Consider the following 21,465-nt stretch of genomic DNA (forward strand, 5'->3'; position numbering starts at 1 on the left):
CATGGCCTTGCATGAGTTTCTTCGCGGCTACCGGGATTACCCGGACACCCAGGCCCTTGGCGTTGCGCTGAGGGCTTTGGTGGAGGAAGGCCTGGACCAGTTGCCCTTGCCGGGCAGCGGGCAAACCCTGGAACGTTTCAGCCGACTGGCGCAAGTCGCCGGCCATGACCTGCGCTTGTGCAAGTTGTTTGAAGGCCACACTGACGCCCTGGCGATCATCGCGGAACTCGACAGCCCGTTGCCCCCGGTTGGCAGCACGTGGGGCATGTGGGCGGCCGAGCCGCCCACCGCCAAGGTGCGAATCCGGCGCGATGGCCAGCGCGTGCGGCTGGAGGGCCGCAAGGCCTGGTGCTCGGGCGCAGCGGTGGTCAGCCACGGGTTGCTCACGGCATGGGATGAAGAGAACCGCCAGCAACTGGTTGCAGTGCAAATGCACCAGCCCGGCGTAACCGTCACCGATGAGGGCTGGGCGGCCGTGGGCATGGCCGCTACGGGCAGTGTTGAAGTGCTTTTCCACGACGCCGTTGGCCTGGCTATCGGCGAGCCTGGGGACTACCTGGCGCGCCCGGGTTTCTGGCAAGGCGGCATCGGCATCGCCGCCTGCTGGTACGGCGCGGCACAACGCCTGGCCGAGGCGTTGCGCGAGCAATGCAGCAAGCGCCCGGAGCCCCACGCCCTCGCGCACCTTGGTAGCGTCGACAGCGCCCTGCATAGCGCGGCCTGTGTGCTGCGCGACAGCGCCTCGCATATCGACCGGCAGCCCAAGGCCGATGCCCGGCTATTGGCACAACAGGCACGGGCCTGTATCGAGGAGACGGTCGACCAGGTAATCCATCACGTCGGTCGTGCGCTGGGCGCCGGCCCGTATTGCAAGGACCCGCATTTTGCGCAGTTGATGGCCGACTTGCCGGTGTACCTGCGCCAGAGCCACGCCGAACGCGACCTGGCGGCCCTCGGTGAACAGGTCGCCGGCGAGCCCACAGGGAGGTGGCAACTATGAAAACCAATCCAATCGTTGGCCAGGGCACCCCATTGCACCTGTGGCAAAGCTCGTCGCGGCTGGCCGAACTGCCTTGCGTGACCATTGCCGAACTGGTGCCTGAAGGCCGCCGTGCCGTGATCATCGCGCCGCATCCGGACGATGAAGTCCTCGGTTGCGGCGGCCTGTTGCAAGGCCTCGCCGCGCTGGATCGCCCTATCCTGCTGATCTCCGTCACCGACGGCAGCGCCAGTCATCCCGGCTCACACCGCTGGCCGGTGGAACGCCTGAGCGTGGTGAGGCCGCAAGAGTCGGCGCAGGCCCTGCACCGACTGGGCTTGCCGTTGCACAGCTTGAAATGGCTGCGGGCCGGCTTTCGTGACAGCCAGGTCGCCGAGGGCGAAGAGGATTTGAGTCAATTTATCGAACGCTACCTCAAGCCCGGCGACGTGGTGTTCACCACCTGGCGCGAAGACGGTCACTGCGACCATGAAGCCGTAGGCCGGGCCAGTGCCAAGGCCGCACAGGCCGTGGGCGCGACTCTACTGGAACTGCCTGTGTGGACCTGGCACTGGGCAACTCCCGAAGATGGCCAGGTGCCTTGGCACCGCGCACGCAAGATCCTCCTGACGCCTGAGGAAGTAGCCCGTAAACGGCACGCTATCCACGCGTTCGCCAGCCAGTTGGAAGGCGACCCGCAGATCGGCCTGCCGCCGGTGCTCGCGCCTTATGTACTGGAGCGCCTGCTGCAACCCTTCGAAGTGGTGTTTGTATGAGTGTCGCCACGCCCTACTTCGATGAGCTGTTCGCCGGCAACGACGATCCTTGGGCCTTTCGCCAACGCTGGTATGAACAGCGCAAACGGGCCCTGACCCTGGCGATGCTGACCCGGCCCCGCTACGCCTCGATTTTCGAGCCCGGCTGTGCCAACGGTGAGCTGAGCTTCGAGCTGGCCCTGCGCTGTGACCGCCTGCTGTGCTGCGACACGGCGCAAGCGGCCGTCAGCCTGGCACAGGCGCGGCTGCAGGGTTTCAGCCATGCCACGGTGCAGCAGAGCCGCTTGCCGGAGCAGTGGCCCAGTGAAACCTTCGAGCTGATCGTGCTCAGCGAGCTCTGCTACTACCTGGACCCGAAGGATTTCGATGAGCTGATCGATCGCGCCCTCGCCTCCCTGACGCCCGACGGACAAATCCTCGCCTGCCACTGGCGCCCGGTCATCGAAGGCTGCCCGCAGACCGCCGAACAGGTGCATGCACGCCTCGGCCAGCGATTGGGCATGCCACATCTGGCGCAGCATCACGAAAGCGATTTTCTACTGGATTTGTGGAGCCGCGACGGCACCACGGTTGCGACCTTGGAGGGACTGCGATGATCGGCATCCTGATACCCGTGCATAACGAAGAAAAACTGCTGCCCGAATGCCTGAAAGCCGCGATGGTCGCCGCCAGTCATCCGGGCCTGCTGGGTGAAGAGGTGCAGATTCTGGCAGTGCTCGACAGCTGCAGCGACCGCAGCGCCATGATCGCCCGCGAATATCAGGTGCACAGCCTGGAAGTGCAGGCGCGAAACGTGGGCCATGTGCGTGGCGTGGGTGCGCGGCATCTGCTCAACAACGGCGCGCGCTGGATCTCCTGCACCGACGCTGATAGCCGAGTTGCTCCTGACTGGCTCGTGGCCCAGCTCGCCTTGGGTGTGGATGCCGTGTGCGGCACGGTGACGGTGGATGCCTGGAGCGAAGGCTTCGACCCGGCGGCGCAAATCCGCTATCACCAGGCCTATGAGGCCCGGGACGGGCATCGGCATATCCACGGTGCCAACCTCGGAGTCAGCGCGGGCGCCTACGTGCGGGCCGGCGGTTTTGAGCCCTTGCCCTGCCATGAAGACGTGGAGCTGGTGCGCCAGCTTGAGCGCTGCGGGGCTTCCATTGCCTGGAGCCACTCGCCCCAGGTCATAACCAGCGCCCGCCTGGATTGCCGCGCCCAGGGCGGCTTCGGTGACTACCTGAAGAGTCTGATGCAAGCCTCCTGAAAAAATTGCGACACCCGGCGGTGTGAAAGCGGCGATTCATAACTATCATCAGTATTCCTTGCACGGCAATCCAGGGTTGGAACGCCGTCGCGCCGCGAGTGCGCCTTGCATGCTCTCGCGTACCACAAGAGCCGTCCCGTCAACGGGGTACGGCCTGCATCACCGATGAACAAGGACGTGACACTCATGAAGCCTGCACTGTTAAGTGACAACCGCCGGGGCCCCGCGCAAATCTGGAACAGCGCCCCGCAACTCGCGCAAATCCCTGCCATCAATCCCGCAACCCTGGTGCCAACCGGCGCCCGCGTGGTGGTCATCGCCCCGCATCCCGGTGACGAAGTGATCGCCTGTGGCGGTCTGCTGCAATTGCTCAGTACCCTAGAATACCCTCTGCAACTGATCTCTATCACCGACGGCAGCGCCAGCCATCCCGGTTCCACGGTGTGGCCGGTCAAACGCCTGAGTGTGGTGCGGCCCCAGGAAAGTGTCGAAGCCCTGCGCCGCCTGGGTGTGCCCCTGCACAGCCTGAAATGGATCCGTGGCGGCTTTGCCGACAACGCCCTTGCCGCGCGGGAGCAGCAGATGAGCCAGTTCATCGCGCGCTATCTGCAACCCGGCGACGTGGTGTTCACCACTTGGCGCAACGACGGCAACGACGACCATGACGCTGTAGGCCGCGCCACGGCCAAGGCCTGCGGACTCAAAGGCGTGCGCCTGCACGAACTGCCGATCTGGGCGTGGCATTGGCCCGTTCGCGAGACCGCCGCGATCCCCTGGCAGCGCGCACGCAAAGTACGGCTCGACACTTGGAGCGTCGCCCGCAAGCTGCATGCCGCCCACGCCTATGCCAGCCAATTGGCGGGCGACCCGGAAATCGGCCTGGCGCCGATCCTGGCGCAGGTGCTGCTGGAACGCATGCGCGAGCCCTATGAGATTGTGTTTTTGTAGCGCCCCGCCCACTCGTCTGTACCTGTTATTTCTCACAGTAGCGGCGCTTTCAACGCGGCGCTAACGTGAGAACGTGCGCGTGTCGCACGGGCGTCCAGCGAGGGCGGATCATGTCCCTACGGTTTGCAACCCTGATGCACTTGAGTGTCGTCTCTTCGGCCCTGCTGGCGGGGTGGCCGCTGGTGTCTGTCGCCGATTGCGTCCTGGTCCCCACCGCCGGTGACGACACCTTCACCTGCAGCAGCGGCAGCAGCCCGGGCGTCGTCGACACCGCGGGCAACAACACACTGCTGTTTCCCTCCCCTGGCTCTGGCGTGATCAATGGCGACGTGACGTTCGGGCCAGGTCGTGATCTCGTGACCATGAATTCGGGCACCGTGGAGGGCACGGTGAATATGGGAGACGGCGCCAATATCTTCCAACTGTTTGGTGGCACTGTGACCGGCAGCATCATCCAGGGCACGGGAAACGGCATCATCCAGATCAGCCAAGGCAGTGCCGGGGCGGTGCTCCAGGGATTGGGCAACAATAACTTTTCCATGAGCGGCGGCATCATCGCCTCGGTGACCCAGGGCGATGGTGACAACGAAGCGAACCTGAGCACCGGCCGTATCATCGGCGACATGACCGCCGGGGATGGCAACAACACGGTCACCGTTTCCAATGGCAGCATCGGCGGCAAAATCAGCGTCGGCAACGGCGACAACCAGATGCTCATCAAGGGCGGCGATATCGCCCAGGGCATCTTTGCCGGTAATGGCAATAACGTATTCACCTGGAACACCGCCGGGCTGATCCGCGGCCCCATTGTGACCGGCAGCGGAACCGACCGGGCGTTCCTCGACAACCTGACTGAAACCACCTTGTCGTCCACGCCCCTGCTGGATGGCGGGCTGGGCAACGACGCCCTGACCTTCGACAACACCCGATCCGCCATGCCGCAGCGCTGCGTCAACTGGGAAACCGTCACCTTCAACAATGGCTCGGTATTCACCCTGGGCAGCGGCACGTTCACCCTGGGCGACGCCGGTACCCACACCGGGACAATGAACATCAACGTCGGTACGCTACTGGTCACCCAGGGCAGCATCAGCCCGTCTACCACCGGCCAGCTCGTCACCGTGAACAACGCTGGCCTGATCGACATGATTAACGGCAGCGCCACCGACCACCTCACCATCAACGGCAACTACACCGGCAACAATGGGCGCTTGGCCTTGCAAAGCGTGCTGGCCGGCGATGGATCACCCAGCGACCGGTTGATTGTCAGTCAGGGCACGATCCAGGGCAGCACGGCCATCACCATCACCAACCTCGGCGGCGCCGGCTCCCAGACGGTGCAGAACGGCATCCAGGTGGTACAGGCCATCAATGGCGCTACCGGCAGCGACCTGGCCTTTTCCCTGCCAAGCGGCTCGGTTTCGGCCGGGGCCTTCGAGTACTACCTGTACAAGGGCGGCTTCACGCCGGGCACCGCGCAAAACTGGTACTTGCGCTCGTCCGTTGAAGCACCGCCATTGCCCAACCCCGAAGGCCCACCTTCCGGCATTTTCCCGCCGCCACCCCCTGATCCCGATAACCCGCCCGTGGGAATTCTTCCACCGGTACCCGCCGACGGCACTCCTGAGCTGCCGGGCATCTTTCCGGGCGAAGAACCTATTCCGATCTACCGCCCGGAAGTGGCGGACTACTCGGTCTTGTTCCCCGCCGTGCAGCAAATGGTCCAGGGCATGTTGAGTACCTATCACGAGCGCATGGGTGACCAAGGCGCCCCACAACAGAGCGGCGCGATACCTGCGGGCTGGGCCCGGGTGTTTGGCAGCCGCACGCGCCAGTCTTTTTCCGGCACCGTGAGCCCGTCCCTGGACAGTTCGCTGTCGGGCTTCCAGGTGGGCACTGATCTCTACGCCTGGACCTAGGACAATGGCCTGACGCAACGCGTGGGGTTCTTTGTCGGCCATAGCCGCCTGACCGGGAATGTCGCGGGGTTTTCCGGTGGTTTCCAGCACACCGACACCGGCGACATCACCTTGCGCGCCGACAGCCTGGGCACCTACTGGACCCTGATCGGCGCCAACCGCGCGTACCTTGACCTGGTGTTGATGGGCACCCGGTTCGACGGCCATGATGAATCCAGCCGGGGCGTGAAACTGCAGACCAAGGGGCACAACGTGGCGGGCTCGGCGGAGGTCGGTATGCCTTTGGCGATTTCCGAGCATTGGGAGGTGGAACCCCAGGCCCAGGTGATCATTGATCGCACCTGGCTGGACAGTCAGAACGACGGGATTTCGGATATTGCGTTCAAGGCCGACACCGCCGTGACCACTCGCCTCGGGGTTCGCTTGCGGGGCGACTACAAGGCCAGCGGGATGCCGGTGCAGCCTTATGTGCGGGCCAATGTGTGGCATGCGGGCGCCGGGACCAACACCGTCACCTTCAATGAATCGACGGATATCAATACCGACCAGCAATCCACCACGATGGACCTGAGCGCCGGGGCGACGCTGCAGGTTTCGAACACAGTGAAGGTGTATGGCGAGGTGGGGTACAGCCGGAATCTGGACAGCAACCAGCTTAACGGGCGGGAAGGCACGATTGGCGTGAAGGTTGATTTCTAGGCCACAACACAATCCAAATGTGGGGGCCGGGCTTGCCCGCGATGCAGGCACCTCGGTCTTTCATCTAGACCGAAGTGAGACTATCGCAGGCAAGCCAGCTCCCACATTTGATCTTCATCGTCTGGAAGTCAGGCGTCCGGTCGCAGGATCAGCACACCCAGCGGCGGCAGGTTCAACGAGAGTGACAAAGGCTGCCCATGCTTGGGCTCTTCCTCCGTAAACGCCCCGCCACCGTTGCCAAAGTTGGAACCGGCATAGGTGTCGGCATCGCTGTTGATCACCTCGCTCCAACGCCCGGCAAAGGGTACGCCGACCTTGTAAGACTCCCTCGGCACCGGCGTGAAGTTGGCCACCACCAGCACCGGCCTGCCGTCCTTGCTCCAGCGCAGCCAGGCGTAGACGCTGTTGATCGCGTCGTCGCCGATCAGCCACTGGAAGCCCTGTGGCGCGTCGTCCTGGTCGTGCAGCGCCGGTTCTTCGCGGTACAGGCGGTTGAGGTCGCCCACCAGTTTCTGCACGCCCCGGTGTTCGGGGTATTGCAGCAGGTACCAGTCCAGCTGCTGATCGTGGTTCCACTCGCGCCACTGGCCGAACTCGCAGCCCATGAACAGCAGCTTCTTGCCCGGGTGCATCCACATGAAGCTCAGGTAAGCCCGCAGGTTGGCAAATTTCTGCCAGCGGTCGCCGGGCATCTTGTCGATCAGCGAGTGTTTGCCGTGCACCACTTCATCATGGGAAATCGGCAGGATAAAACGCTCGGACCAGGCATACACCAGGCCGAAACTCAGCTCGTTGTGATGATGGGCGCGGTACACCGGGTCTTGCTGGATGTAGTGCAGCGAATCGTGCATCCAGCCCATGTTCCATTTGTAGTTGAAACCCAGGCCGCCCTGTTGGGTTGGCTGGCTTACGCCCGGCCAGGCGGTGGATTCCTCGGCGATCACCAGTGCGCCGGGGGCTTCCAGGGCCACCACGTCGTTGAGGTGACGCAGGAAGTCGATGGCTTCAAGGTTCTCACGACCGCCGTGGCGGTTCGGCACCCATTCACCGGCCTTGCGCGAATAGTCGCGATACAGCATCGACGCCACGGCATCCACCCGCAGACCGTCGATATGGAAGTGCTTGAGCCAGTGCAACGCCGACGCCAGCATGAAGCCATGGACTTCGGTGCGACCGAGGTTGTAGATCAGGGTGTCCCAATCCTGGTGGAAGCCTTCCAGCGGGTTGGCGTATTCGTACAGCGCGGTGCCGTCGAATTGCGCCAGGCCGTGGGTGTCGGTAGGGAAATGCGCCGGTACCCAGTCGAGGATTACGCCAATGTCTGCCTGATGGCAGGCGTTGACGAAGTACGCGAAATCCTCCGGCGAGCCGAAGCGCGCCGTGGGCGCAAATTGCGACAGCGCCTGGTAGCCCCAGGAACCGCCAAACGGGTGCTCCATGATCGGCATCAGTTCGATATGGGTGAAGCCCAACTGCTGCACATACGGAATCAAGCGCTCGGTCAGCTCGCGCCAGCTGTACTGGCGGGACACCTCGCCGACTTCGTCCAGTTCGCACTGCCAGGAACCGGCATGCAACTCATAGATCGACAACGGCGCGCTGGGCTTTTGCCGCTCGCCGCGCGATTGCATCCAGTCATGGTCCTGCCAGTCGACTTGCAGCGGCGGAGCGACTTTGGAGGCGGTATCCGGCGGCATTTGCGTGGCCAGGGCCATGGGGTCGGCCTTGAGCGGCAGGATCCCGTGGGCGCCGAGGATTTCGTACTTGTAGGCGGCGCCCGGTTGCAGGCGCGGGATAAAGATTTCCCAGACCCCGGACGGATGACGCAGGCGCATCGGATGGCGGCGCCCGTCCCAGATATTGAAGTCGCCCACCACCGAAACCCGACGGGCATTCGGTGCCCATACGGCAAAGCGCACGCCCTGGACGCCGTCGACGCTGGTCACTTGTGCCCCGAGGCAACTGCTCAGGTCGCGGTGATTGCCTTCGGCGAACAGGTACAGGTCCATCTCGCCCAGCAGCAGTTGCTGGAAGCTGTAAGGGTCTTCGGTGACCTGTTCGCCACCGGCCCACTGGATCTTCAGCAGGTACGCCTGGCGGCTGCCGAAGTGCCCGACAAACAAGCCCGGCACCTGGGTCGCATCGAGGCTGCCGATGTGCTCGCCGCTGTCGCGGGCCAGTACCTGAACACTCAGGGCTTCCGGCAGGAAGGCGCGAATGAACTGGCCGCCCTGCTCGTCATCATGGGGGCCCAGGATCGAGAATGGGTCATGGTGTTCGGCCCGTACCAGGGCTTCGATATCAGCAGGCTTGGGCATCACACTCAACTTTTCCTGCAGCGGTTCTTTGCTTGTAAAACTCATGACGACTCCCCACCGCGTGCAGTTTTCGATAATGGTTTCAGCCCGCTGAGCAGCCCGTGCAAACCTTGCAACGGCACCGGCAACCAGCTGGGACGATTCTCTGCTTCGTAGGCCACTTCGTACGCGGCCTTCTCCAGGCTGAACAACGCCAGCGCTGCGTCCTGGCCTTTGGCATCCTGCCAGTCATGGGCCAGTGTAGTCGTGGCGGCGTGATAGGCCTGGATAAATGCCTGTTTGGCCTCATGCAAGTAGCGATCCGCCACCCGCTGCCGGGATGCATTGGCTTCAGGAGACTGGTCGACGCCTTGCACATTCACCGCCATGGCCGCCGCGTAATCAAACGACCGTAGCACCCCGCTCACATCCTTGTACGGGCTATGTTTACCGCGACGTTCAGGCAGCGGCCGCGCCGGTTCGCCCTCGAAGTCGATCAGGTAGGCATCACCCTTCACCACCAGTACCTGGCCCAGGTGCAGATCGCCGTGCACGCGAATGCGCAACCCGCCCACCGTGGCTTTTGCCAGGTCCTGAACGTAACTGGCGATGGCCTTTTTCTGATCCAGTAAAGCACTGACCAGCGCCTGATCGGCAGGGTTCAACTTGGTTTGATGCTGCTTAAGCAACTGCAACGCGCGGTCGATTTGTGCGCCCACATGCTTGGCCCAGCCCTGGGTGTCCTTGAGGGACGTAACCTCAGGTTTGAAGGCCTTGTTGGTGGTAGGCGCCGCCAGCACCTGGTGCATCTCGCCCAGGCGCTGTCCGAGCAAGCCGGCGAAATCCGCCAGTTCGCCGAGGGCGTTGTAGTGCTGTTCCTGCTCGGACATGGCTTCGGCCAGTTCGTCGCGAATCGCTCGCTCCAGGTTGTTCTGGGTCCAGCCCCACGCGTCGCCCTGGTTGCTCAGGTAACCCTGGGCGATCATCAGCAGGTTGTCCTGACCGTCGGCGTCGTGGCGAATCACCGAGCCCAGCAGCGGTGAGATATGTTCGTAGCCGGCTTCGGTCAGGTAGGCGCCCATCTCCAGTTCCGGGTGAACCCCGGCGCTGACTTTACGGATCAGCTTGAGCACCAGGCTGCCGCCCACCACCACGGAACTGTTGGACTGTTCCGCTGCGAGGTAGCGCACTTCCGATTCGTCGTTCAATTCCAGCTTGGCCAACTGCGCCGTGGGCTCGAAGCGAATCTCGCCATCGGTGGAGTCGAGGACGGTTTTGGCCTGGAGACCCTGGATCACGCCGCGGATATAGGTGTCGAGGCTGAAGGCATCGGTCACCAAACCCACCTGACGCACTCGTCGCACACGGGCAAGCGCCAGTTGTTGCGGCAAGGCGCTGGTGAACTGGTCTTCACCAAGGAAGCCGAATGGCAGCTGATAGCGGCTGACCTGCCCGGCGCTGGTGACTTCGATTTCACTGAGCAACACCGGGTGCTGCGGGTCGCCAAAGCGCACGCCGTAGGCGATGTGCACTCCGTCGATCGCCGTGTCCTTGCTGGCAAACCAGCGGCGCTTGGGCAGCCACGCCGGCAACGCATTCTGTTCCAGGGTTGTGCGGCACGGCGCTTCGAGCAGCTCTTCCATGCGTTTCTTCAGCACCAGGGTGGTGAAGTCCGGGATGCTTTGCGCCGGTTCCACGTGCCAGCTTGGCATCTGGTTTTCCGCCGCGAGCACGAACCAGTAGAAGCCATACGGCGCCAGGGTCAGCAGAAAATTCAGCTGGCCAATGGGCGGGAAGGCATTCCCGCCAAGCATCTCCACCGGAACCATGCCGGCAAACGCCGAGAGGTCCAGTTCTGCCGCCTGGGCACTGCGGGACACGTTGGCCACACAGAGGATGATTTCATTCTTGCCATCGGCGCCCACGTATTCGCGGGTATACGCCAGGATGCGGCGGTTGCTGGGCGAGAGCATTTTCAGGCTGCCGCGACCGAAGGCCTTGGACTGTTTACGGACGGCCAGCATGCGTCGGGTCCAATTCAGCAACGAGTGCGGGTCCTGGGTCTGGGTTTCGACGTTGACCGATTGGTAACCGTATTGCGGGTCCATGATCGGCGGCAGTACCAGGCTGGCCGGGTCGGCGCGGGAAAAGCCGCCGTTGCGGTCGATGGACCATTGCATCGGCGTGCGCACGCCGTCGCGGTCACCGAGGTAGATGTTGTCGCCCATGCCGATTTCATCGCCGTAGTACAGCGTGGGCGTGCCGGGCATCGACAGCAGCAGGCTGTTGAGCAGCTCGATGCGCCGGCGGTCACGTTCCATCAGCGGTGCCAGGCGCCGGCGAATCCCCAGATTGATCCGCGCCCGGCGGTCGGCGGCATAGTAGTTCCAGAGGTAGTCGCGCTCTTTATCGGTGACCATTTCCAGGGTCAGTTCATCGTGGTTGCGCAGGAAGATGGCCCATTGGCAATTGGCCGGGATCTCCGGGGTCTGGCGCAGGATGTCGGTGATCGGGAAACGGTCTTCCTGGGCCAGCGCCATGTACATGCGCGGCATCAGCGGGAAGTGGAACGCCATGTGGCATTCGTCACCGTCGTCGCCCTTCTTGTCACCGAAATACAGCTGGGTGTCTTCCGGCCATTGGTTGGCTTCGGCCAGGAGCATGCGGTCGGGGTAGTTGGCGTCGATCTCAGCGCGGATCTGCTTGAGCACGTCGTGGGTTTCGGGGAGGTTTTCGTTGTTGGTGCCATCGCGCTCGATCAGGTACGGAATGGCGTCCAGGCGCAGGCCGTCGATGCCCATGTCGAGCCAGTAGCGCATCACCGACAGGACGGCTTTCATGACCTGCGGGTTGTCGAAGTTGAGGTCCGGCTGGTGGGAGTAAAAGCGGTGCCAGAAGTATTGGCCGGCGACCGGGTCCCAGGTCCAGTTAGACTTTTCGGTGTCGAGGAAAATGATGCGGGTGCCGTCGTATTTCTGGTCGTCATCAGACCACACGTAGAAGTCCCGCGCGGCCGAACCCGGCTTGGCCTTGCGTGCCCGCTGGAACCACGGGTGCTGGTCGGAGGTGTGGTTGATCACCAGTTCGGTGATCACCCGCAGTCCGCGTTTGTGGGCTTCGGCGATAAAGCGCTTGGCGTCGGCCATGGTCCCGTAGTCGCTGTGCACACCACGGTATTCGGCGATGTCGTAGCCATCGTCACGGCGTGGCGAGGGGTAGAACGGCAGCAGCCAGATGGTGTTCACCCCAAGGTCGGCGATGTAGTCGAGCTTGGCGATCAGCCCGGGAAAGTCACCGATGCCGTCGTTGTTGGAGTCGAAATAGGATTTGACGTGAACCTGATAAATCACCGCGTCCTTGTACCAGAGCGGGTCTTTGATAAAGGTGGCAGCCTTGGGTTTCTTCGCCATTGGAAACTCCTGGGAATTCGAAAAATTCTGCCTGAAGGAACTCGGTCAATGTGGGAGCTGGCTTGCCTGCGATAGCGGTGGATCAGCCAGTATCATCTGCACTGACACACCGCTATCGCAGGCAAGCCAGCTCCCACATTAGATCTCCTTTGGATTGGAGATCAGCTTCAGGAAACGGTAATGCGCCAGATACCAAACGGCTGATGCCACGGTTCGATCCGCATCCACTGGGTCTTGCCGTACCAGGTCCAGCGGTGGCCGGTCATCAAGTCCTCGCCCTGGGTCTGGGCGTCGTCCGGCAGGTCCATCTCCCACAGCGGTAACTCGAAATTGGCCTCCTGGGCGTTGAACGGGTCGAGACTCACGGCCACCAGAATGAAGTTGCTGCCGTCCTCGCTGCGTTTGCCGAAGTACAGGATGTTGTCGTTCCACGCGTTGTAGAGTTTCAGCCCGAGGTGCGTCTGCAAAGCCGGGTTTTGTCGGCGGATGCGGTTGAGCTGGGCGATCTCGGCAATGATGTTGCCCGGCGCCGTAAAGTCTCGCGGGCGGATCTCGTACTTCTCCGAGTCCAGGTACTCTTCCTTGCCCGGTACCGGGGCCGCTTCGCACAGTTCAAAGCCGGAATACATGCCCCACAAGCCTGAGCCCATGGTGGCCAGCGCGGCGCGGATCAAGAAGCCCGCGCGGCCGGATTCATGCAGGAAACCCGGGTTGATGTCCGGCGTATTGACGAAAAAGTTCGGCCGAAAGCACTCGCGCCATGGCGACTCGTTCAGCTCGCTCAGATACTCGCTCAACTCGGCCTTGGTGTTGCGCCAGGTGAAGTAGGTGTAGCTCTGGGAGTAACCGACCTTGCCCAGGCGCGCCATCATCGCCGGGGTGGTGAAGGCTTCGGCGAGGAAGATCACTTCCGGGTATTTGCCGCGCACATCGCTGATCAGCCATTGCCAGAACGGCAGCGGCTTGGTGTGGGGGTTGTCCACGCGAAAGGTCTTCACGCCCTCTTCCACCCAACCGACCACGATGTCACGCAACTCGGTCCACAGGCTGGGAATCGCATCCGCCGCGTAGAAGTCGACGTTGACGATGTCCTGGTATTTCTTCGGCGGGTTCTCGGCGTATTTGATCGTGCCGTCGGGCCGCCAGTTGAACCAGCCCGGATGCTGCTTGAGCCACGGATGGTCCTGGGAGCACTGGATCGCGAAATCCAGGGCGATCTCCAGGCCATGATCGGCGGCGGCCTTGACCAGGTTGCGGAAGTCTTCCCGGGTGCCCAGCTGCGAGTGGATCGCCTCGTGGCCGCCCTCTTCGCTGCCGATGGCATACGGGCTGCCCGGGTCATCGGGCCCGGCGGTAAGGGAGTTGTTCTTGCCTTTGCGATGGCTGCGGCCGATGGGATGGATCGGCGGGAAGTACAGCACGTCAAAGCCCATGTCATGAATCATCGACAGGCGCGAGTGCACGTCGTTAAAGGTGCCGTGGCGCGCAGGATCGTCGGTGATCGAGCGGGGAAACAGCTCGTACCAGCTGGCGAACTGCGCAGCCTCACGCTCCACGTCAATCGGGAACACCGGGCTGATGCTCAAATAGGCGCGGTGATCGGCCTGGGTCATCAGGTGTGCACTGTCTTCGTGCAGAAACAGTGCGACTTGCTCGGTTTCCAGCAGGCCGGAAAGATCGTGGTGCAGCAGCATCAGGCGGTCACGCAGCTCGTTGTCGCTGCGCTCGGCGGCTTTCAGGACCTGGCTGCGGCCTTCCTGCAACTCCAGGCTGACCGGTACCCCGGCCTCATGTTTCTTGCTCAATTCGTAGCGGAAGCTGGCGAACGTGTCGATCCAGGCTTCGATGCAATACTCATGCGGCCCCTGGGCGGTCACGGTGAATGCGCCCTCCCAGCCGTTGTTGCCGACATCGGTCATCACCACGCTGTGCCAGCTCTCTTCATTGCGCGGGCGCCAGCGGATCATCACTGCAAGCTTGTCGTGACCATCAGCGAACACTTTGCTGGCAACCTGCACGCGCTGGCCAACCACAGCCTTGACGGCAAACTCGCCGCCATCGATCACCGGAGTGGTGCTTTCAATCGCAATCCTTGGCAGCAACAGTGCCTGGGACAGCGGTAATGTGGAGGTTGAATCGTCTTGGGTCAGTGTTTCAGCAGTCATCGAGCATCTCCCCTTAACGCCCAGTGGACGCTCTTGCGCTTGATCCAAATTCTGAAACGGCAACGCTCTCCCTGAGCAGGGCCGTATAGGTTCCGAGCATGCTGGCGATTGAAAAGTTCAGGTGGATATGACGCCATCGGGCGGGGAATCAAATCCACCGGGCGATTGTCCACCGGTAGAGCAAAGCACAAAGGAGGCCACACCGATGAATATCCCTATTCCAGCTGAAACGCCTGATCCCAATATAGATAAGCCGACATTGCCGCCGACCGAGCCCGACCCGGTTCCCGAGCAGGAGCCACCTGGCACTCAGCCACCACCCGTGGAGGAACCACCGACGACCATGCCGCCGGTCATCGTCTAATCCTTCTCCAGCAGCCGCACTATCCTTGGCATGACGCTGAACACCGCCAATGCCAATAACGTACTGAGCACCGCCGTCGACTCCCGCCCCATCCCCGCCGCCACACCAATGGCGGCGGTCATCCACAAGCCGGCGGCGGTGGTCAGGCCTTTGACGTGCTGGCCCTCTTCATCTTCCTTGCCCTTAAGGATGGTGCCGGCGCCAAGAAAGCCGATGCCAGCGATCACGCCCTGCAGCACACGGCTCATGGCGTCTGCCTGGGAGCCCGACATACTCGGCACCAACACGAACAACGCGGCGCCCATGGCCACGAGCATGTGGGTGCGTACCCCGGCGGCCTTGCCTTTCTGTTCACGCTCATAACCCAGGATCCCGCCCAATATCGCGGCAATCATCAGCCGCACGGTGATTTGCGTGAGTTGCCGGGCATCGCCGATATCGGCAAATTCCGCTTGCAGGGTTTCCCAGACTTCATGCCACCAGGCGTCCATGGACGTGTCCTTGTTAGGGTTCGATAGAACATGGACAGCACCGACCGTCAGTCAGTTGCGCAGAACCATTGCCTTCGCATCCCACCCTAACCAGCAATAGCCCACAAAAAGGAGATCGATATGCCCGTACGTATCGAAGGTCAGCAATGTTTCTTCACCGTCGATGCCGACGGCCAGGAGAAACAACTTGAAGCCACCCATGTCACTGTCGAAACAGACAGCGAGAAATCCATGTCGTTTGTAAAGTTGAACGGTGACTGCACCTACATCACCGAAGCTGAAGCCGACGCATTGACCGTCGCTGGCGCCAAGGATGGCCGTAAGCATTTGAAGGCCACCGACGGTGATTCGGTGATTTGATTGATCTGGATCATCACTGCCTGAAAAGCGCTGCACCCCGCGCACCACCGGGTGCAGCACATTGTCGCAGGCACGCGTTGGCGGCCCATCTGATCCGCTTTTTATCGCCCTACCTGAGTCTGTTATGCAAACAGAGCGCCGGTCATAGTTCATCTGCCTGATGGAGGCTGATGAGCGAAAGACCATGAGCGATAGAATCCCCGTCCGAACCGTAGACGTGTTTGAGCCAGCGCATCCAAAGAAGATGAAGGCCAAATCCAGCGACAACCTGATTCATACCCGCAGTTTTACCGGCCTGTTCCGCACCTTGCGTGTGGTGGGCGCAGGCTTTCTGTTCCTGGCGTTTTTCGGCACCGTGTGGCTGAACTGGGGCGGCCGGCAAGCCGTGCTGTGGGACTTGGCTGAAAGCAAATTCCACATCTTTGGTGCGACCTTCTGGCCCCAGGATTTCATCCTGCTGTCGGCGCTGTTGATCATCTGTGCATTCGGCCTGTTTGCGATCACCGTGTTCGCAGGCCGTGTGTGGTGCGGCTATACCTGCCCGCAAAGCTCGTTTACCTGGCTGTTCATGTGGTGCGAAAAGGTCACTGAGGGCGAGCGAAACCAGCGCATCAAGCTGCAAGCCGCGCCCTGGGGCTTGAACAAGCTGGCACGGCGCTCGGCCAAGCACACCCTGTGGCTGGGTATCAGCGTGCTCACCGGGCTGACGTTTGTCGGCTACTTCACGCCGATCCGGCCGCTGGCCGAGGAACTGTTGACCTGGCAAATGGGCGGCGTCAGCCTGTTCTGGGTGCTGTTTTTCACCGGCGCCACCTACATCAACGCCGGCTGGCTGCGGGAAGCAGTGTGCATGCACATGTGCCCGTATGCGCGGTTCCAGAGTGTGATGTTCGACAAAGACACCCTGACCATTTCCTACGACGTGGCCCGTGGCGAAAACCGTGGCCCGCGCAAACGTGACGTGCAACCGGCGGACGTCGGCCTGGGCGACTGTATCGACTGTCAGCTGTGCGTGCAGGTGTGCCCCACCGGCATCGACATCCGTGACGGTCTGCAAATGGAATGCATCGGCTGCGCCGCGTGTATCGATGCCTGTGATTCGATCATGGATAAGATGGGCTATGCCCGTGGACTGGTCAGCTATACCTCGGAGCGTCAGTTGCAAGGTAGCAAGACCCATCTGCTCAGGCCACGGCTGATCGGCTACAGTGCCGTGCTGCTGGTGATGATCGGCGCACTGGTGGTGGCCCTGGCGGCGCGCCCGATGGTGTCGCTGGACGTGACCAAGGACCGTGGGATGTTTCGCGAGAACAGCGAAGGCTTGATCGAGAACATCTACAGCCTCAAGGTCATCAACAAGACCCAGCAGCGCCAGGATTATCGCCTGGAGCTGGTGGACGGCGATGGCTTCCAGTTGCAGGGCAAGACCGACATCAGCCTGGCGCCGGGAGAGATTACCGATGTGCCGGTGTCGGTGGCGATGACGGCAGACAAGCCGGCCAGCAGTTCCCAGACCATCCGCTTCAAGGTCACGGACGTGGATGAGCCGTGGATCTACAGCGCAGCGGATAGCCGGTTTGTGGCGCCATTGAATCGCTGAACCCGAGCTTTCAGCAACACTGGAGATCAAATGTGGGAGCTGGCTTGCCTGCTCCCACAGTTTGATCTGTGTTCAATCAGCAAAATCCGTTCAAAGCACTGAGACTCAATGAAACGCTACGAAAAATTCGCCGACGACATTGCAGAATTGATTCGCTCCGGCGTCCTCGGCCCCGGCCAACGCGTGCCTTCGGTGCGCTATGCCAGCCAGACCTACGGGGTCAGCCCGTCCACGGTGTTCCAGGCCTACTACCTGCTGGAGCGTCGCGGGCTGATCCGCGCCCGACCGCGCTCCGGGTACTTCGTCAACACCCATGCGCCGAGCCCGTTTTCCGAGCCGGTGGTGAGTGCCCATGTGCACGAATCCACCGAGGTGGACGTCAGCGAATTGGTGTTCTCGGTACTCGACTCCATCAAGGACCCGCAAACCGTGCCCTTCGGCTCGGCCTTCCCCAGCCCGACGCTGTTCCCGCTGCAACGCCTGGCCCGCTCCCTGGCCAGTGCCAGCCGGGAAATGGACCCGCGCATGGTGGTCACCGACATGTCGCCGGGCAACCCGCAACTGCGCCGGCAGATCGCCCTGCGCTACATGGTTGGCGGGCTGATGCTGCCGATGGAAGAACTGTTGATCACCAACGGTGCGCTCGAGGCGCTTAACCTGTGCCTGCAAGCCGTGACCGAACCGGGTGACCTCGTAGCCATCGAAGCCCCGGCGTTTTATGCCAGCCTGCAGATCCTCGAACGCCTGAAGCTCAAGGCGGTGGAAATCCCCGTGCACCCGCGCGATGGCATTGACCTCAAGGTGCTGGCGCAAAGCCTGGAGCGCTATCCGATCAAGGCTTGCTGGTGCATGACCAGTTTCCAGAACCCGATGGGCGCGACCATGCCCGAGGCCAAGAAACAGGAACTGGTGGAATTGTTGCGCAGCCATCAGGTGCCGCTGATTGAAGATGACGTGTACGCCGAGTTGTACTACGGGCAACAGGCGCCGAAACCGGCCAAGGCGTTCGACACCGAAGGCCTGGTGATGCATTGCGGCTCGTTCGCCAAAAGCCTGGCCCCGGGTTACCGCATTGGCTGGGTGGCTGCCGGGCGTTATGCGCAGAAGATCGAGCGGCTGAAGCTGATGACGTCACTGTGTGCATCGATGCCGGCCCAGGCGGCGATTGCCGATTACCTGCAACACGGCGGCTACGATCGGCACCTGCGCAAATTGCGGTATGCGCTGGAGGAGCAGCAAAGCGCCATGCTCGCGGCCATCGCCCGTTACTTCCCGGCGCAGACCCGTGTCAGTCAGCCGGCCGGCGGTTACTTTCTTTGGCTGGAATTGCCGGAGCAGACCGACTCGTTGAAATTGTTCCAGATGGCCCTGGCTCAGGGCATCAGCATCGCGCCGGGGCCGATCTTTTCACCGACACAGCGCTTCAGGAATTGCATTCGCTTGAATTACGGCAGCCCGTGGGATGACTCGTGTGAAAAGGCGATGGAGACGCTGGGGAAAATTGTGCGTTCGTTTTGACAGGCTGTGTGAAGACAACCGACGCCATCGCGGGCAAGCCCGGCTCCCACAGAGATACGCGATCAATTGTGGGAGCCGGGCTTGCCCGCGATGACGCCCGAACAGGCGCTATAACTTTATCGACCGCCCGCCAGGTCAATGAAGGTCCCGGTGGCATAGGACGCCTTGTCCGACAGCAACCAGATAATCCCTTCCGCCACTTCTTCGGCACGCCCGCCACGGGCCATGGGAATCCCCGGTTCCAGCTTGCTGACTCGGTCAGGGTCGCCGCTCAGCGCGTGGAACTCAGTGAAGATGAAACCTGGACGCACGCCATTGACCCGGATACCCTCGCCCGCCACTTCCTTGGAAAGCCCCAGGGTGAACGTGTCCAGCGCGCCCTTGGACGCAGCGTAATCCACGTACTCACCCGGGGCCCCGAGACGCGCGGCGGCCGACGACACGTTGACGATGCTGCCGCCCTGCCCGCCATGTTTGGGCGACATGCGCAGCAGCGCGTGCTTGGCACACAGGATCGGCCCCAACACATTGGTCTTGAGCGTCTTCAGGATGCGGAATTCGGACATCTCATCGACCCGAGACTTGTGCCCGACGGTACCGGCATTGTTGACCAGCGCCGTCACCCGGCCCAATTCGTTATCGACCCGGTGGAACAGGCCGATCACTTCGTCTTCGATACTGACATCGGCCCGCACCGCAATGGCCTGGGCGCCGAGGGCGCGCACTTGCTCAAGCACCCGGTGGGCAGCGTCTTCATCAGCCTGGTAGTTGATGCAGATACGATAGCCCTGGGCAGCGGCCAGCAACGCCGTGGCGGCGCCGATCCCACGGCTGCCACCGGTGATGATGACGACTTTGTCCATGTGTAAGGTCTCCTGATTCAACGTGAGCTGATGGATCCAATACTACCTGCGACCGGCAGGTTTTGCATGGGCTCAGGTCAACCCGAGAAGAGGGTGTTGATCACGCCAGGGTAAAAAGCTCGGCATTGGACAGCGGCGCCGGATGAGGGGTGGCCCTCGAGCCCCCCGCAATCAGCACTTGCCCCGCAGAAAGGCAGCACGCGCTGTGGCCGAAACGCCCGGGGTGGAGGGCCGCGGTCAGCGTCCATTGAGCGGACCTCGGATCATAAAGCTCGCCGGCAAGGTTGCGGTGTGATTCATGGCATCCACGGGGAGCCAGGCTTTACGCTGCCAATGGCCGGTGAGCGGGTCGTAGCATTCAACGCTGTCTTGCACTTGCCCGCCACCGGATTGCAGATTATTGCCGCTGACCACCAAGACGTTTCCTGACGCCAACAGTGTGCTGGTATGGCCGAAGCGCGGCGTGTACAAGGGTCTCGCTGGTGTCCAGCGGTTGGTTGAAACGTTATACAACTGCACGTCACTGATCGACTGGCCGGACTCGCTCCCAGCCGTCAACAGCACAGTGCCCGACTGCAAAACCTCAGCCGCACTGGCACTGCGGGGAAACGGAAGCGGCGCGACCGTCGACCACTGCCCTGACGTTTGGTGGTAGAACTCCACGCTGGCCATGATGCGGGTGGTCGATGCGCAACCGGGTGTGCCAGGCGCCAATTGTCGAAACGCGGGCCTGAAGCTTCGCCGGGGCCTTCCCCGGCGATGACCAGTACGCCCAGGTCGCCGATGCCCACGGCGTTGTGGAAATAACGGGGTTCGAGCATCGAACCTGTGGGCGTGAATACACCGGTCATGAGCGATGCCATGTCAGTCGGCTCCCAAGTCAGCTTCCTGGAATCGACTCTATACGCGCTGTATCACGGTCGCTACTGTCAGAACTAACAGGTATGACCCGCACTCAGCCGCGGGTATCGGCCACTCCGGCGGTGGCCTTTTTAATGTCCGTCATAAATTGGTCCGCCGGCAACGGATGCCCCAGCAGATAACCTTGCAATGAGTCGCAGCCCAGCCGTGTGAGGAAGCTCTGCTGTGAGTCGGTCTCGACCCCTTCGGCCACAATACGCAGTCCCAGGGCTTGGCCGAGGGCCACGATGGCCGAGACGATGGCGGCATCGTCACTGTCGTGCTCCAAGTCGCGGACAAACCCACGGTCGATTTTCAGTTCATTGGCCGGCAGGCGCTTGAGGTACATCAGGCTCGAATAGCCGGTGCCAAAGTCGTCGATGGACAGATCGACGCCCATATCCGAAAGCTTCTGCAACACCGTCATGCTCGCATCGGCATCGCTCATGGCGGTGGTCTCGGTGATTTCCAGGGTCAGGCTGTTGGCCGGCAACCGGTGGCGCTCCAGCGCGTTGGCGACACTCTTGACCAGCCCGGCATGGCAGAACTGCAACGCCGACAGATTCACCGCGATGCGCCAGTCGTGATAGCCCTGGGCGTACCACACCTGCATCTGGCGGCAGGCTTCATTGAGCACCCAGTCGCCGATGGGGATGATCAGCCCGGTCTTTTCCGCCAGCTCGATAAACTTGTCCGGCAATAACAAGCCCTGTTGCGGATGCTCCCAGCGCAGCAGAGCTTCGGCACCGACCGGGCGACCGCTGACGGCGTCGAACTTGGGCTGGTAATACAGCCGGAACTGTTCATGCTCCACGGCGCTGCGCAAGTCCTGCAGCAGTTGCAGTTGTTTGCGCGCATTGGTGTTCATCGACACATCGAAAAAGCTGTAGCCGTTCTTGCCCATGCCCTTGGCGTGATACATCG

17 protein-coding genes are annotated in these 21,465 nt (G+C 62.1%); 10 read left to right on the plus strand and 7 right to left on the minus strand.

Annotated features, from left to right (window positions below):
• The first annotated feature begins 1 nt into the window (after nt 1).
• From JFU58_RS29285 to JFU58_RS32715, 7 genes are all read left to right on the plus strand, one after another.
• Nucleotides 2-1,000, plus strand: a complete 999-nt coding sequence (locus tag JFU58_RS29285; RefSeq protein ID WP_201142954.1) for an acyl-CoA dehydrogenase family protein — start codon at nt 2-4, stop codon at nt 998-1,000.
• Entirely contained in the window at nt 997-1,755 is a 759-nt protein-coding gene (locus JFU58_RS29290; protein WP_063030720.1) for a PIG-L deacetylase family protein, read from the plus strand. The genes JFU58_RS29285 and JFU58_RS29290 overlap by 4 nt, the downstream gene beginning before the upstream one ends.
• Complete coding sequence (locus JFU58_RS29295) at nt 1,752-2,351, plus strand: SAM-dependent methyltransferase (RefSeq protein ID WP_201142955.1); 600 nt, start codon at nt 1,752-1,754, stop codon at nt 2,349-2,351. Before JFU58_RS29290 ends, JFU58_RS29295 begins: the two co-directional genes overlap by 4 nt.
• The gene (locus tag JFU58_RS29300; protein ID WP_063030724.1) at nt 2,348-3,007 is read left to right on the plus strand and encodes a glycosyltransferase; all 660 of its coding nucleotides are present in this window, start codon (nt 2,348-2,350) and stop codon (nt 3,005-3,007) included. The genes JFU58_RS29295 and JFU58_RS29300 overlap by 4 nt, the downstream gene beginning before the upstream one ends.
• A gap of 186 nt (nt 3,008-3,193) precedes the next feature.
• Entirely contained in the window at nt 3,194-3,955 is a 762-nt protein-coding gene (locus JFU58_RS29305) for a PIG-L deacetylase family protein (RefSeq protein ID WP_201142956.1), read from the plus strand.
• Between the two features lie 110 nt (nt 3,956-4,065).
• A complete protein-coding gene (locus tag JFU58_RS29310) occupies nt 4,066-5,874 on the plus strand; it encodes an autotransporter outer membrane beta-barrel domain-containing protein (RefSeq protein ID WP_446739995.1) in 1,809 nt (602 codons plus the stop codon).
• A gap of 21 nt (nt 5,875-5,895) precedes the next feature.
• Entirely contained in the window at nt 5,896-6,573 is a 678-nt protein-coding gene (locus JFU58_RS32715; protein ID WP_446739996.1) for an autotransporter domain-containing protein, read from the plus strand.
• 128 nt (nt 6,574-6,701) lie between these two features.
• On the opposite strand, the gene glgB is transcribed toward JFU58_RS32715, so the two are convergent.
• The 4 genes from glgB to JFU58_RS29330 form a co-directional block, all read right to left on the minus strand.
• Complete coding sequence (gene glgB / locus JFU58_RS29315; RefSeq protein WP_093197516.1) at nt 6,702-8,936, minus strand: 1,4-alpha-glucan branching protein GlgB; 2,235 nt, start codon at nt 8,934-8,936, stop codon at nt 6,702-6,704.
• Complete coding sequence (gene treS / locus JFU58_RS29320) at nt 8,933-12,280, minus strand: maltose alpha-D-glucosyltransferase (RefSeq protein ID WP_201142957.1); 3,348 nt, start codon at nt 12,278-12,280, stop codon at nt 8,933-8,935. Before treS ends, glgB begins: the two co-directional genes overlap by 4 nt.
• A gap of 167 nt (nt 12,281-12,447) precedes the next feature.
• The gene (locus JFU58_RS29325; protein WP_201142958.1) at nt 12,448-14,445 is read right to left on the minus strand and encodes an alpha-1,4-glucan--maltose-1-phosphate maltosyltransferase; all 1,998 of its coding nucleotides are present in this window, start codon (nt 14,443-14,445) and stop codon (nt 12,448-12,450) included.
• 360 nt (nt 14,446-14,805) lie between these two features.
• On the minus strand, nt 14,806-15,300 hold the full coding sequence (locus tag JFU58_RS29330; RefSeq protein ID WP_063030734.1) for an MgtC/SapB family protein: 495 nt from the start codon (nt 15,298-15,300) through the stop codon (nt 14,806-14,808).
• Nucleotides 15,301-15,420: 120 nt separating this feature from the next.
• On the opposite strand from JFU58_RS29330, the gene JFU58_RS29335 reads away from it, so the two are divergent.
• From JFU58_RS29335 to mapR, 3 genes are all read left to right on the plus strand, one after another.
• Nucleotides 15,421-15,660 carry a DUF3203 family protein gene (locus JFU58_RS29335; RefSeq protein ID WP_063030736.1) on the plus strand — a complete coding sequence of 80 codons (240 nt, stop codon included), beginning with the start codon at nt 15,421-15,423 and terminating at the stop codon, nt 15,658-15,660.
• Between the two features lie 184 nt (nt 15,661-15,844).
• Nucleotides 15,845-17,260 (plus strand): cytochrome c oxidase accessory protein CcoG, encoded by a 1,416-nt coding sequence (ccoG, locus tag JFU58_RS29340; RefSeq protein WP_201142959.1) that lies wholly within the window; start codon nt 15,845-15,847, stop codon nt 17,258-17,260.
• Between the two features lie 108 nt (nt 17,261-17,368).
• Nucleotides 17,369-18,778 carry a GntR family transcriptional regulator MpaR gene (gene mapR / locus JFU58_RS29345; protein ID WP_063030740.1) on the plus strand — a complete coding sequence of 470 codons (1,410 nt, stop codon included), beginning with the start codon at nt 17,369-17,371 and terminating at the stop codon, nt 18,776-18,778.
• 116 nt (nt 18,779-18,894) lie between these two features.
• Here mapR and JFU58_RS29350 read toward each other — a convergent pair whose 3' ends face one another.
• The 3 genes from JFU58_RS29350 to JFU58_RS29360 all read right to left on the minus strand — a co-directional run.
• Nucleotides 18,895-19,641 carry an SDR family oxidoreductase gene (locus JFU58_RS29350; RefSeq protein ID WP_063030742.1) on the minus strand — a complete coding sequence of 249 codons (747 nt, stop codon included), beginning with the start codon at nt 19,639-19,641 and terminating at the stop codon, nt 18,895-18,897.
• A 237-nt stretch (nt 19,642-19,878) separates the two neighbouring features.
• On the minus strand, nt 19,879-20,313 hold the full coding sequence (locus JFU58_RS29355) for a Kelch repeat-containing protein (protein WP_201142960.1): 435 nt from the start codon (nt 20,311-20,313) through the stop codon (nt 19,879-19,881).
• A 283-nt stretch (nt 20,314-20,596) separates the two neighbouring features.
• Nucleotides 20,597-21,465: putative bifunctional diguanylate cyclase/phosphodiesterase (locus tag JFU58_RS29360; RefSeq protein WP_201142961.1), on the minus strand; the 869-nt coding region annotated here is incomplete at its 5' end.

This window comes from Pseudomonas sp. TH34 (assembly GCF_016650865.1).
GTDB classification, from domain to species: domain Bacteria; phylum Pseudomonadota; class Gammaproteobacteria; order Pseudomonadales; family Pseudomonadaceae; genus Aquipseudomonas; species Aquipseudomonas yamanorum.